Origin of the sequence: Streptomyces sp. RPA4-2 (assembly GCF_012273515.2) — a bacterium.
Taxonomy (GTDB): domain Bacteria; phylum Actinomycetota; class Actinomycetes; order Streptomycetales; family Streptomycetaceae; genus Streptomyces; species Streptomyces kaempferi.
Genome location: NZ_CP050975.2, coordinates 6,473,858 through 6,486,234, shown reverse-complemented (window position 1 = coordinate 6,486,234; position 12,377 = coordinate 6,473,858). Strand labels below are relative to the sequence as shown.

Genomic DNA, 12,377 nt, shown 5'->3' with positions numbered 1-12,377 from the left:
GACTGCGAAATCCGCAAGCTGGGTACCCGTAAACAACGAATTTCATCGCTACAGCCTTGCGGAACCGTCGAGACGTCGTGCACAGTGAGGTCGTGGCCAGTCGAAGCGCAGACCCCAGGGACTCCACCCGCGAGTCCAGGAACGGCAGTCCCCAGCTGGACTCCGTGTCCCTCGCCATCATCGAACAGCTCCAGCAGGACGGACGACGTCCGTACGCCGCCATCGGCAAGGCCGTGGGCCTGTCCGAGGCGGCCGTGCGCCAGCGCGTGCAGAAACTGCTCGACCAGGGCGTGATGCAGATCGTCGCCGTCACGGACCCGCTCACCGTGGGCTTCCGCCGGCAGGCCATGGTCGGCGTCAACGTCGAGGGCGACCTCGACCCGGTGGCCGAAGCGCTGGCCGCCATGCCGGAGGTCGAGTACGTGGTGATGACCGCGGGCTCCTTCGACATCCTCGCCGAGGTCGTCTGCGAGGACGACGACCACCTGCTGGACGTCATCAACAAACGCATTCGGGCGCTGCCCGCCGTGCGCTCCACCGAGAGCTTCGTCTACCTGAAGCTCAAGAAACAGACCTACATGTGGGGAACCCGATAGCCGTGAGCAAGGACCTCAGCCGAACCGCGTACGACCACCTGTGGATGCACTTCACCCGCATGTCCTCGTACGAGAACGCGCCCGTTCCCACCATCGTCCGTGGTGAGGGCACCTACATCTACGACGACAAGGGCAAGCGCTACCTCGACGGTCTCGCGGGTCTGTTCGTGGTCCAGGCGGGCCACGGCCGCACCGAACTCGCGGAGACGGCGTTCAAGCAGGCGCAGGAGCTGGCCTTCTTCCCGGTGTGGTCCTACGCCCACCCCAAGGCCATCGAGCTCGCCGAGCGCCTCGCCGACTACGCGCCGGGCGACCTGAACAAGGTCTTCTTCACCACCGGCGGCGGCGAGGCCGTCGAGACCGCGTGGAAGCTCGCCAAGCAGTACTTCAAGCTCCAGGGCAAGCCGACCAAGTACAAGGTCATCTCGCGCGCGGTCGCCTACCACGGCACCCCGCAGGGCGCCCTGTCGATCACCGGTCTGCCGGCTCTGAAGGCGCCCTTCGAGCCGCTGGTCCCCGGTGCCCACAAGGTCCCGAACACCAACATCTACCGCGCCCCGCTCTTCGGCGACGACCCCGAGGCCTACGGCCGCTGGGCCGCCGACCAGATCGAGCAGGAGATCCTCTTCGAAGGCCCGGAGACCGTCGCCGCGGTCTTCCTGGAGCCGGTGCAGAACGCCGGCGGCTGCTTCCCGCCGCCGCCCGGCTACTTCCAGCGGGTCCGCGAGATCTGCGACCAGTACGACGTGCTGCTGGTGTCGGACGAGGTCATCTGCGCCTTCGGCCGCCTCGGCACGATGTTCGGCTGCGACAAGTTCGGCTACGTACCGGACATGATCACCTGCGCCAAGGGCATGACCTCGGGCTACTCCCCCATCGGCGCGTGCATCGTCTCCGACCGGATCGCCGAGCCGTTCTACAAGGGCGACAACACCTTCCTGCACGGCTACACCTTCGGTGGCCACCCGGTCTCCGCCGCGGTGGGTCTCGCCAACCTCGACCTGTTCGAGCGCGAGGGTCTCAACCAGCACGTGCTCGACAACGAGGCCAACTTCCTGCAGACCCTGCAGAAGCTGCACGACCTGCCGATCGTCGGCGACGTCCGCGGCAACGGCTTCTTCTACGGCATCGAGCTCGTGAAGGACAAGGCCACCAAGGAGACCTTCACGGACGAGGAGTCGGAGCGCGTGCTCTACGGCTTCGTCTCCAAGAAGCTCTTCGAGTACGGCCTCTACTGCCGCGCCGACGACCGCGGTGACCCGGTCATCCAGCTGTCGCCGCCGCTGATCTCCGACCAGTCGACCTTCGACGAGATCGAGGGGATCGTCCGTCAGGTGCTGACGGAGGCGTGGGCGAAGCTCTGATTCCGCCCGGCTGATCCACAACGGCCCCGGGGCGCCCGTTCGAGTGAGAATGGGCGCCCCGGGGCCGCGTGCTGTCCGGCCTCCCGCCCCCGACTCCCTAGCGTGCCCAGTGACCGATCGGCCCTGTCTTCGTTCCCCCGTCCGGGGGATTGGCAGCGCAAATCAGATCTGAACGAGGTGTACGCGATGGTGGCCCCGCCGGACAACGACGTGCTCTGGGCACGCGCCCTGCACGTCAAGCACAACGGCTCACCCGCGCTCAGCGGTGTCTCGCTCGGCGTCCGCGACGGAGAGATCCTCGCCGTCGGCGGCCCGCGCGGCAGCGGCAAGACCACACTGCTCCAGTGCCTGTCCGGGCAGCTCCTGCCACAGCAGGGCGAGGTCTGGTTCAACAGCGTGCCCGTGCACACCATGGGCGCGCTGGCCCGCGAACGCCTGCGCCGCGACCGCTTCGGCTGGATCGACCCCGTGCCCGTCCTCGTGCCCGAGCTGAACTCCTGGGAGAACGCCGCGCTGCCCCTGATGCTGCGCGGCTCCGGCCGCCGGGCCGCGAAGACCGCCGCCCTGGAATGGCTCGAACGCCTGGACATCGGTGACTGCGCCCGCAAACGGCCGCACGCGCTGCTCCAGGCCGAGCGGCAGCGCGTCGCCATCGCCCGCGCGCTCGTGCCCGCCCCCCAGGTGCTCTTCGCCGACGAGCCGACCGCTCCCCTGCACCGCGCCGACCGCGCCCACGTGCTGCGCACCCTCACCACCGCCGCCCGCTCGCACGGCATCACGGTGGTCCTCGCCACGCACGACGCGGACACCGCCGCCCTCGCCGACCGCACCATCACGCTGCTCGACGGACGGCGTGTGAACACCGTCCACCTGCCCCCGGTCACCGAGACGGAAGGCCGGGCCGCGTGCTCGCTCTCCGTCTAGCCCGCGGGGCACATCCCCTCGTCCAGCTGCGCAGGCTGCTGGTCGCCGCCGCCTCGGCGGGCACCGGCTTCCTGCTGCTGAGCGCCCTGGGATACGCCATGGCGCATCCCGACGCCTCGACCGGCTCGGTGCTCAGGCTCCTGTGGTGCCTCGCGCCCCTCGCCGCCAGCGTCCACCTCGCGGTCGCGGTCGCCCGTACGGACCCGGGGACCCGGCCCCGCCCCGGGCTCGCGGCGGTCGGGCTCGGCCCCGGGCGCCTGATGGCCTTCTCGGCGGTGACCACCGCCCTGTCGACCACGCTGGGCTCGATGCTCGCGCTGCTGGTCTTCCTGCACCTGCGCGGCGATCTGACGGGCATGCCCTTCGACGGCGCCGCGACCGCCTTCCTCGCCGCGGACCAGCCTCTGCCGCTGCCCGCGGCCCTGACCCTGCTGCTCCTGGTACCGGTCGCCGCGTCCCTGGCCAGCGCGGTCGCACTGCGCCCGCGGAGCGTCGGCCCCGGCCGGGCGGGCCGGCCGGCCGCCACCGCCGCGGGAGCACCCGGTGCCCCCGGCACGCCCGGGGACCCCGCTCCCGTGACGGCCGAGGCAGGCCCGAACGCCGACCACCTTGACCTCCCGCCGGACCCGCGGCCCTTCCCGCCGCCGCTGCCCGCGCCCGCCGGACTGCCCTGGGGCACCGCCGTCGTCGCGGCGGGGCTCGCCGTGGAGTCCTACGCGAGCCGTTCCGGAGCGGCACCCGGCTCCGACCTGACGAGCCGTTTCGCGGGCAGCCCCGCCGGAGTGCTCGGCGGCTGGGCCCTCACCGCGGTCGGACTGGCCCTGGCCGGACCCGCGATCACCCACGTGTGCGGATGGCTGCTCCAGGCCGTGCGCCCCGGCGCACTGCGCCTGCTCGCCGGGCGCGGTCTCCAGGGAGAGGCCCGGCGCATCGGGCGCCCGCTGGGAGTGGTGTGCGCGGTGGCGTCGGGCGCGTACGCCATGGCGACCGTGTACGCGGGAGCGCGGCCCTCGATCGGGCCGCTCAGCACGCTCGGAGCGCTGCTCGTCGCCGGATGCGCCGTCGCGACGCTGTTCACGGCGGCGCTGGAGACCAAGCAGGCCCGCGCCGACACCACGGCGGCGCTGCTGCGGCTGGGGGCGCCCGCCTCGGTGCTGCGCAACGCGGCACTGCTGCGCGCGGGCGTACTGCTCGCCGTGTTCGGACCGCTGACCTGGCTGGTCGCGGAACTGGCCGCGATGCCGCTGGCCCGCTGAACAGAGGTACGAAACGTCTTCGCCACGGCCGATGAGTTCGGCGAGGACGGACGGTCTACCTCTCCGTACGGCACCCGACTTCACCTCCACCGGGAGAGACCGCTCATGTACCAGCAGATGATCTTCGTGAACCTCGCCGTGAACGACGTCGACGCCTCGAAGAAGTTCTTCACCGAGCTCGGCTACACGATCAACCCGCAGTTCTCGACGGACGACTGCGCCTGTGTCGTCATCAGCGACACGATCGTCGCGATGCTGCTGAGCAAGCAGCGCTACGCGGACTTCACGAAGAAGGAGATCGCGGACTCGGCCCGGACCAGCGAGGTGCTGCTCTGTCTGAGCGCCGAGAGCCGCGAGAAGGTGGACGAGCTGTGCGACAAGGCCCTCTCGGTGGGCGGCTCGGGCACCCGGGAAGCCCAGGACCACGGCTACATGTACGGCCGCTCCTTCGACGACCCGGACGGCCACACCTGGGAGGTCATGTGGATGGACCCGGCGGCCGTCCAGGGCTGAGTGCCCCGCGCGCCCGGACCCGGCGGCCGTCGTGGCCCGGCGCCGCCGCCCGGGTCCGCCGCCGGTCCGCCGCCCGGCCCGTCGGTGGCCGGGTCCGCCGCCGGCCGGTCCGTCGGTGGCCCGAGGCCGTCGTGGTCCGAGGCCGTCGTGGTCCGGGGTCCATGGCCGCCAACGCCCCGCCCCGGCTTCCTTTTTGACCCACCGCCTACCATGGCCGCGTGCAGCCAACTCCCCTCCACGCCGGTCATGACCGTGAGATCGAGTCCCTCGCCGAGTTCGACGAGGTCGTCTCCGAGCACGGCTCACTCACCCGGTTCCGCGTCCAGTCCGTGGATCTGACGGACCGTACGGACGCCCTGCTCTCCGTGGACACCTCGGGCGCCGTCTTCCTCGGCTGCCCGATGGATCCCCGGGCGGCGGCTCGGGTGAGAGCCACGGGCGCGCTGGTCTTCCCGCCCATACCGGGGCTGCCCTTCGATCCGTACCGGGGAGTGCTCCACTCCCCCGACGAGCTCTTCGCGTCCCTCGACGCCGGGTACGAGGCGACACCGGACGCCCGTACGTACACCTGGTTCCAGCGGACCAAGGCCGACGGCGACGTCTTCGCGTCGATGCTGCGCTCGATCCACGACGACGCGGTGTCGGACGCCCTCGACGAACTCCTCGTCGGCACACGGGTGGTGGGCGTGATGGGCGGCCACGCCATGGCCCGCGGCACACAGGCGTACGAGGGCGCGGCACTCCTGGGCCGCGAACTGGCGCGCTCCGGCCTCATGGTCGCCACCGGCGGCGGGCCGGGAGCGATGGAGGCCGCGAACCTCGGCGCGTACGCGGCCCCGTTCGACGACGCGATGCTCACCGAGGCACTCCGGCTCCTCGCCGGGGCACCGTCGTTCAACCCCTCGATCACCGACTGGGCGCGCGCCGCGTTCACGGTGCGGGAACGCTGGCCCGCCGGTGGCCCCTCGGTCGGCATCCCGACCTGGTTCTACGGTCACGAGCCGCCGAACCCGTTCGCCGCGCACATCGCCAAGTACTTCGCCAACGCCACCCGTGAGGACGGGCTGTTGGCGCGCTCGAACGCGGGCGTCGTCTTCCTGCCGGGCGCCGCCGGGACCGTACAGGAGATCTTCGACAACGCGACCCCGAACTACTACGAGTCGCACGGGGAGCCCACACCGATGGTGCTCGTGGACCGCGCGCACTGGACGGAGAGGCATCCCACCTGGCCGCTCCTCCAATCCCTCGCCCGTGAGCGGTCGATGGAGTCCCGCATCGCTCTCGTGGACCGGATCGAGGACGCTCCGGAGGCCCTCAAACGCCTCGGTGGTTAACGACATGGCAAAGCCGACGGCACGGCAGGGCATATGCATTGACAGCACTTAGCTGGCACTTATAGACCTGTGTGGCCTAAGGGAGTCCTGTTGCCACAGCAGAACCCCCCTCAAACCCCCCGCAGTTGCGCAATCTGTGAAGGGCAATCGTGTCCATATCTCGCCGTACCGCACGTTCTGTGCGCATCCTCGGTGTTGCCTCCGCCACGGCCGCGCTCGCGCTCGGTGTCGCCGGCAACGCACTTGCTTGCAATATCCGTGACTTCTCGGCCGTCGCCTCGTGCGACGACAACGGGAAGGGCATCATCACCGTGACCGACACCGACGCCTCCGGCGTCGAGGCCACGGTCTCCGTCTTCCTCGAGACCAACGGCGCGGACGCCCGCCAGGTCGGCTCCGAGACGGTCAAGGGCACCCGCGAGGGCGCCACTGTCACCTTCTCCGAGGACTGGGCGCCCAACGCCACGTACCGTGTCCACGTCACGGCCGGGAAGATCGTCGACAAGGACGTCTCACCCCAGCTGACCACGCCCTCCGAGGCGTGCAAGTCCGACGAGTCACCCTCTCCGACGCCGAAGCCGTCGGAGACCTCGTCCTCGCCCGCCCCCTCGGAGTCGGCTTCCGCGACCCCGTCGGAGTCGGAGAGCAGCGCCGCGCCCGCGACGCCGGGAGACAACGCCCCGTCCCCCGCGGTCGGTGACTCCAACCTCGCCGAGACCGGTGCCAACTCCAACACCCCGATGATCGCCGGCATCGCCGGTGCCCTCGTGGTCGTCGGCGGCGGAGCGGTCTTCTTCGGTATGCGCCGCCGCGGCGCCTCGAAGACCGGCTGAACCGCACCACGCCTGTAGGACCGTGTGGCCCGTCCCCTCCCGCAGGGGGCGGGCCACACGTCTGTGCGGGGCGCTGTCCGAAGGGCGTCCACCGCCCGAAGGCGACCGGTGAGGACGGCGGGGGCTGCTTGGGGACAGTGGTCCTCGGGTCCGTACAGGACTCTGCCGTCCCTCGCGTCCCGATGGCGTGCGCGGGCCGGTCACGGTGATGCGCGGGCGCCTCGGTCCCCGTGGCGGTGATCGGAGGTCTACCCGGCCGAGGACTCCCCGAGCACGACGACCTCGGCCGCGTCGAACGCCACCGCGACCTGGTCGCCGGGCGCGGGCGCCTCCCGCAGCGCGCAGGCAGCCTCCAGCTGCGGCGCGCCCTCCGGCTGGAGATGGACGGCTACGTGGGTGCCCCGGAAGGTGCGTGCGGTCACCGTGCACGGCAGCCCGTCGGCGAGAGCGACCAGCCGTACGCCCGCGGGCCGCACGAGCAGCGTGCCGGGACCCCCTGGCGCGCCCTCCGGTACCGGAAGCTTCCCCCATGGCGTGTCCGCGACCCGGCCGGTCACCGTCGCGTCGACGACGTTGTCGAAGCCGAGGAAGCGTGCCACGAACTCGTCCGCCGGATGCTGCCAGACCTCAAGTGGCGTACCTGACTGGGCGATCCGCCCCTCACGCATCACCACGACCCGGTCGGCCAGCGCGAAGGCCTCGCCCTGGTCGTGCGTGACCGCGAGCACGGTCGTGCCCAACTGTCCGAAGAGCTGCCGGAGTTCGACGACCAGTCGTTCGCGCAGCGAGCGGTCGAGCTGGCCGAGTGGTTCGTCGAGCATCAGCAGCCGGGGGCGCGGGGCGAGGGCACGGGCCAGCGCGACCCGCTGCTGCTCGCCTCCGGACAGGGCCGCGACGGCCCGGGGGGCGGCGCCGGGCAGCCCGACGAGGTCCAGCAACTCACCGACCCGCAGCGTCTGTTGTTCCTTCGACGCCCCGTGCATCCGGAGCCCGAAGGCGACGTTGCCGCCCACGTCGCGCTGCGGGAAGAGCTGGTGGTCCTGGAACATCAGCCCGACGCCCCGGCGGTGCGCGGGCACCCCCGCCTGGTCGTGGCCGGTCAGGAGCACACGTCCCGCGTCGAGCGGCTGCAGTCCGGCCACCGCCCGCAGCAACGTGGACTTGCCGCTGCCGCTCGGTCCGAGCACGCACACGATCTCGTGCTCGGCGACCTCCAGATCGACGGCGTCCAGCACCGGCCGGTCACCGAAGCGTACGGTCGCCGCCTCGACGCCGAGCAGGACCTCCGGCGCCGCCGCCCCCGGACCCGCACCCGCACCCGCACCCGTCGTCCCAGACGTCGCCTTCGTGACGAGCCTCGCCATCAGAACTCCCCTGTCCGGTCGGTCCGCATACGCTCCAACAGCAGCAGCGCCACCGCGCACACCACCATCAAGGTCGTCGAAAGTGCCATCGCCTGCCCGTAGTTGAGGTCACCGGCGCGCCCGAGCAGCCGTGCGACCGCGACCGGCAGCGTCGGGTTGTCGGGGCGCGCGATGAAGACCGTCGCCCCGAACTCGCCGAGCGACACGGCGAAGGCGAACCCCGCCGCGATCAGCAGCGCCCTCCGCACCATCGGCAGGTCGACCTCCCGCCACACCCGCCACGGTGAGGCCCCGAGCACCGACGCCGCCTCCCGCAGCCGTCCGTCCACGGCCCGCAGCACGGGCAGCATCGTCCGTACGACGAAGGGGACACCCACCAGCGCCTGCGCGAGCGGCACCAGGATCCAGCTGCTCCTGAGGTCGAGCGGCGGCTCGTCCAGCGCGATCAGGAACCCGAAACCGACGGTCACGGCGGACACACCGAGCGGCAGCATCAGCAGTGCGTCGAACCCCCGCACGAGACGACCGGCGCGGCCGGTGAGCGCGGCGGCCGCCAGACCTCCGATGACCACGGCGATCGCGGTGGCGGCGAGGGCGTACTCCAGCGAGTTGCCGATCGCCTCGATCGGGGCCACCAGGAAGATGCCGCCGTCGTCGGAGGCCAGCGCCCTGTAGTAGCCGAATCCGAAGCCCCCGGGGGTGTCCAGGGACCGCTGGACCAGGACTCCGAGGGGCAGCACGAGCAGGACCGCGATGCTCGCGACCACTCCCGTGAGCAGCGCCCACTGCCCGGCCCCGCGCGGCCGGCGGGCGGTCGTCTCCGGGGCCACCAGACGCAGGGCGGTCTCCCGGCGGCGTACGGTCCCCGCGTGGACGGCGAGGATCGCGCCGACGGCCACGAACTGGATGATCGTCAGCACCGCCGCCGTCGCGAGGTCGAAGATCTCCGAGGTCTGCCGGTAGATCTCCACCTCAAGGGTGGAGAAGGTCGGCCCGCCGAGGATCTGGACCACCCCGAACGAGGTGAAGGTGAAGAGGAAGACCATGAGCGCCGCGGCGGCGACGGCCGGGCTCAGGGCCGGGAGCGTCACCGTGCGCCAGGCCGCGAACCGGGAGGCGCCGAGCATGCGCGCGGCCTCCTCCTGGCGCGGGTCGAGCTGCGACCAGAGCCCGCCGACCGTACGGACGACCACCGCGTAGTTGAAGAAGACGTGCGCGAGCAGGATCGCCCAGACGGTGGTGTCGAGCCGGACGCCCCACAGGCCGTCCAGCAGTCCGCCGCGGCCGATCAGCGCCAGGAACGCCGTACCGACGACGACGGTGGGCAGCACGAACGGGACGGTCACCACCGCGCGCAGCACCTGCTTGCCCCGGAAGTCGAAGCGCGCGAAGACATACGCGCCGGGGAGCGCGATCAGCAGTGTGAGCGCTGTCGAGGCGAGCGCCTGCCAGGTGGTGAACCACAGCACGTGCCGGATGTCGGACCGGCCGAGCACCTCACCGATGCGTCCGAGCCGCCAGACCCCGTCGGCCTTGAGACCGCGGGCCACGATCGCCGCGACGGGGTAGGCGAAGAAGACGCCGAAGAACACGACCGGCAGGGCCATGAGCCACAGCCGCGTCGCGCTCCCGCGCCTCCTGGGCGCCGCCTCGCCTACTTCAGTACGAGCGAGGTCCACGACTTGACCCACTGGTCACGGTTCTTGGCGATCTCGGCCGGGGCCAGGGTCTCCGGGTGCTCGGCCTGCGGGCCGAACTTCACGAACACCTCGGGCACCTTGGCGGTCTCGCGGACCGGGTACACGAACATGTTCAGGGGCATGTCCTGCTGGAACCTGAAGCTGATCAGGAAGTCGAGGAGCGCCTTGCCGCCCTTCGTGTTCTTCGCGTTGCTCAGCAGCCCCGCGTACTCGACCTGGCGGAAGCAGGTGCCGCCGGCGACCCCGGTCGGCGCGGTCTTCGGTTTCGGGTCGGCGTAGATCACCTCGGCGGGCGGGGAGGAGGCGTACGAGACGACCAGCGGCCGGTCGGCCTTGGCCTTCTTGCCGCCCGCGGACCCCGAGAACTCGTCGTTGTAGGCCTGCTCCCAGCCGTCGACCACCTTCACGCCGTTGGCCTTGAGCTTCTTCCAGTAGCCCTGCCACCCGGCGTCCCCGTACTTCGCGGCGGTCCCGAGCAGGAAACCGAGGCCGGGCGAGGACGTGGACGCGTTCTCGGTGACGAGCAGGTTCTTGTACGCGGGCTTGACCAGGTCGTCGAAGGAGGTGGGCGGCGCCAGCCGGTGCTTGCTGAAGTAGGCCTTGTCGTAGTTGACGCAGATGTCGCCGGAGTCGATGGGCGTGACCCGGTGCTTGTCCTCGTCGACCCGGTAGCGCTGGACGATCTGGTCGGAGCCCTTGGGCTCGTACGGCTGGAACAGCCCGTTGTCGAGCGCGCGGGAGAGCAGGGTGTTGTCGACGCCGAAGAAGACGTCGCCCTGCGGGTTGTCCTTGGTCAGGATGGCCTTGTTGACGGCCTGGCCGGCGTCTCCGTCCTTGAGGATCCTGACCTTGTAGCCCGACTCCTGCTCGAAGGCGTGCAGCACGCTCTTGGAGTAGGCGAAGGAGTCGTGGCTGACGAGGGTCACGGTCCGGGAGCCGGCGGCCTTGTCGCCGGAGCCGGACGAGCCGCACGCGGACAGCGTGACGAGGCCCAGCGCGACGACCACGGCCGCGGCCGTCCGCCTCTTGGTGCTCGCTTTGGTGCTCACTGAATTCCTCCTGGGGTGACCAGGAAGAGACGCGGCCCTGCCCGGGAACTCGGCGGTTCCCGGGCAGGGCGCAACAGCTTGAGTGATGCCCGAACTTCCTACCCAGAATGACCTGGGCGAGGTTCAGAGGGTCTGCGGCCCACCGGTGCCCCGGCTGCCGCACTCTCAGCGCTGTGGCGCTCCCCTGTCGGAATATGAAGATGTCGGAATATGAAAATGTACGTGCCGGGTCAGACTACCGCTCGGTCGCCGCGAGCTGGCCGCACGCCCCGTCGATCTCCTGGCCCCGGGTGTCCCGGACGGTGACCGGCACGCCGTGGGCCGCGATGGCCTCGACGAACGCCTTCTCGTCCTCGGGCCGCGAGGCGGTCCACTTCGAGCCCGGGGTCGGGTTCAGCGGGATGAGGTTGACGTGCACGGGCTTGCCCCTGAGCAGCCGCCCGAGCCGGTCACCGCGCCACGCCTGGTCGTTGATGTCCCGGATGAGGGCGTACTCGATGGAGAGCCGGCGCCCCGACTTGGCCGCGTACTCCCAGCCCGCGTCGAGCACCTCCCGCACCTTCCACCGCGTGTTCACGGGGACGAGGGTGTCGCGCAGCTCGTCGTCCGGTGCGTGCAGGGAGATGGCGAGGCGGCACTTGAAGCCCTCGTCGGAGAGCCGGTGGATGGCCGGGACCAGTCCGACCGTCGACACGGTGATGCCGCGCTGGGAGAGTCCGACGCCGTCCGGCTCGGGGTCGGTGAGCGCGCGGATGGCGCCCACGACCCGCTTGTAGTTGGCCAGCGGCTCGCCCATACCCATGAAGACGATGTTGCTCAGCCTCGCGGGGCCTCCGGGGATCTCCCCGTCCCGCAGCGCCCGCATGCCGTCCACGATCTGGTGCACGATCTCGCCGGTCGACAGGTTCCGGTCGAGGCCGGCCTGGCCGGTGGCGCAGAACGGGCAGTTCATCCCGCACCCCGCCTGGGAGCTGATGCACATGGTCACCCGGTCCGGGTAGCGCATCAGCACGGACTCGACGAGCGTGCCGTCGAAGAGCCGCCACAGGGTCTTGCGCGTGGTGTCCTGGTCGGTCGACAGATGCCGCACGACGGTCATCAGCTCGGGAAGCAGCGCTTCCTGGAGCTTGCCTCGCGCGGCGGCCGGGATGTCCGTCCACTCCGCGGGGTCGTGCGCGTACCGCGCGAAGTAGTGCTGCGAGAGCTGCTTGGCGCGAAACGGCTTCTCCCCGATCGCGGCAACCGCCTCTTTACGCTCGGCGGGCGTGAGATCGGCAAGGTGCCGCGGCGGCTTCTTGGCTCCGCGGGGGGCGACGAATGTGAGTTCTCCGGGCTTCGGCATAACCCTTCCAGTGTCGCAGATCAACTCGACCGTCCCAGGCCGCAGCGGGGTGGGGACGGTCACCCCTGGGCACCGCCTGTCGGCTTCGGTCGCCCTCGCACG

General features: G+C 71.0%; 11 protein-coding genes and 1 riboswitch. Of the genes, 7 read left to right on the top strand and 4 right to left on the bottom strand.

The window, feature by feature from the left end; all coding sequences use genetic code 11:
• Nucleotides 1–77 precede the first annotated feature (77 nt).
• From HEP85_RS28505 to HEP85_RS28475, 7 genes are all read left to right on the top strand, one after another.
• Nucleotides 78–596, top strand: coding sequence for an Lrp/AsnC family transcriptional regulator (locus HEP85_RS28505; protein ID WP_168530454.1), 519 nt, complete (start codon nt 78–80; stop codon nt 594–596).
• Nucleotides 581–1,960, top strand: coding sequence for an aspartate aminotransferase family protein (locus HEP85_RS28500; protein WP_168530453.1), 1,380 nt, complete (start codon nt 581–583; stop codon nt 1,958–1,960). The genes HEP85_RS28505 and HEP85_RS28500 overlap by 16 nt, the downstream gene beginning before the upstream one ends.
• Before the next feature lie 186 nt (nt 1,961–2,146).
• Complete coding sequence (locus HEP85_RS28495) at nt 2,147–2,884, top strand: ABC transporter ATP-binding protein (protein WP_168530452.1); 738 nt, start codon at nt 2,147–2,149, stop codon at nt 2,882–2,884.
• Nucleotides 2,866–4,140 (top strand): hypothetical protein, encoded by a 1,275-nt coding sequence (locus tag HEP85_RS28490; RefSeq protein ID WP_329290768.1) that lies wholly within the window; start codon nt 2,866–2,868, stop codon nt 4,138–4,140. The genes HEP85_RS28495 and HEP85_RS28490 overlap by 19 nt, the downstream gene beginning before the upstream one ends.
• Nucleotides 4,141–4,245: 105 nt before the next feature.
• Complete coding sequence (locus HEP85_RS28485) at nt 4,246–4,653, top strand: VOC family protein (RefSeq protein ID WP_168530451.1); 408 nt, start codon at nt 4,246–4,248, stop codon at nt 4,651–4,653.
• A 218-nt stretch (nt 4,654–4,871) separates the two neighbouring features.
• A complete protein-coding gene (locus HEP85_RS28480) occupies nt 4,872–5,987 on the top strand; it encodes an LOG family protein (RefSeq protein WP_168530450.1) in 1,116 nt (371 codons plus the stop codon).
• A 149-nt stretch (nt 5,988–6,136) separates the two neighbouring features.
• On the top strand, nt 6,137–6,820 hold the full coding sequence (locus tag HEP85_RS28475) for an LAETG motif-containing sortase-dependent surface protein (RefSeq protein ID WP_168530449.1): 684 nt from the start codon (nt 6,137–6,139) through the stop codon (nt 6,818–6,820).
• 248 nt (nt 6,821–7,068) lie between these two features.
• On the opposite strand, the gene HEP85_RS28470 is transcribed toward HEP85_RS28475, so the two are convergent.
• The 4 genes from HEP85_RS28470 to rlmN form a co-directional block, all read right to left on the bottom strand.
• Nucleotides 7,069–8,184, bottom strand: coding sequence for an ABC transporter ATP-binding protein (locus tag HEP85_RS28470; protein WP_168530448.1), 1,116 nt, complete (start codon nt 8,182–8,184; stop codon nt 7,069–7,071).
• Entirely contained in the window at nt 8,184–9,863 is a 1,680-nt protein-coding gene (locus tag HEP85_RS28465) for an iron ABC transporter permease (RefSeq protein ID WP_168534103.1), read from the bottom strand. The genes HEP85_RS28470 and HEP85_RS28465 overlap by 1 nt, the downstream gene beginning before the upstream one ends.
• Complete coding sequence (locus tag HEP85_RS28460; protein WP_168530447.1) at nt 9,839–10,933, bottom strand: thiamine ABC transporter substrate binding subunit; 1,095 nt, start codon at nt 10,931–10,933, stop codon at nt 9,839–9,841. The genes HEP85_RS28465 and HEP85_RS28460 overlap by 25 nt, the downstream gene beginning before the upstream one ends.
• 77 nt (nt 10,934–11,010) lie before the next feature.
• A riboswitch (TPP riboswitch) is annotated at nt 11,011–11,129 on the bottom strand.
• Nucleotides 11,130–11,168: 39 nt separating this feature from the next.
• Nucleotides 11,169–12,275 carry a 23S rRNA (adenine(2503)-C(2))-methyltransferase RlmN gene (gene rlmN, locus HEP85_RS28455; RefSeq protein WP_168530446.1) on the bottom strand — a complete coding sequence of 369 codons (1,107 nt, stop codon included), beginning with the start codon at nt 12,273–12,275 and terminating at the stop codon, nt 11,169–11,171.
• Nucleotides 12,276–12,377: the final 102 nt, after the last annotated feature.

What these genes read in the sequence shown, in the direction of transcription:
- HEP85_RS28470 (WP_168530448.1), bottom strand. Translation starts at nt 8,184, where the DNA reads ATGGCGAGGCTCGTCACGAAGGCGACGTCTGGGACGACGGGTGCGGGT.
- HEP85_RS28485 (WP_168530451.1), top strand. Translation starts at nt 4,246, where the DNA reads ATGTACCAGCAGATGATCTTCGTGAACCTCGCCGTGAACGACGTCGAC.
- rlmN (WP_168530446.1), bottom strand. Translation starts at nt 12,275, where the DNA reads ATGCCGAAGCCCGGAGAACTCACATTCGTCGCCCCCCGCGGAGCCAAG.
- HEP85_RS28495 (WP_168530452.1), top strand. Translation starts at nt 2,147, where the DNA reads ATGGTGGCCCCGCCGGACAACGACGTGCTCTGGGCACGCGCCCTGCAC.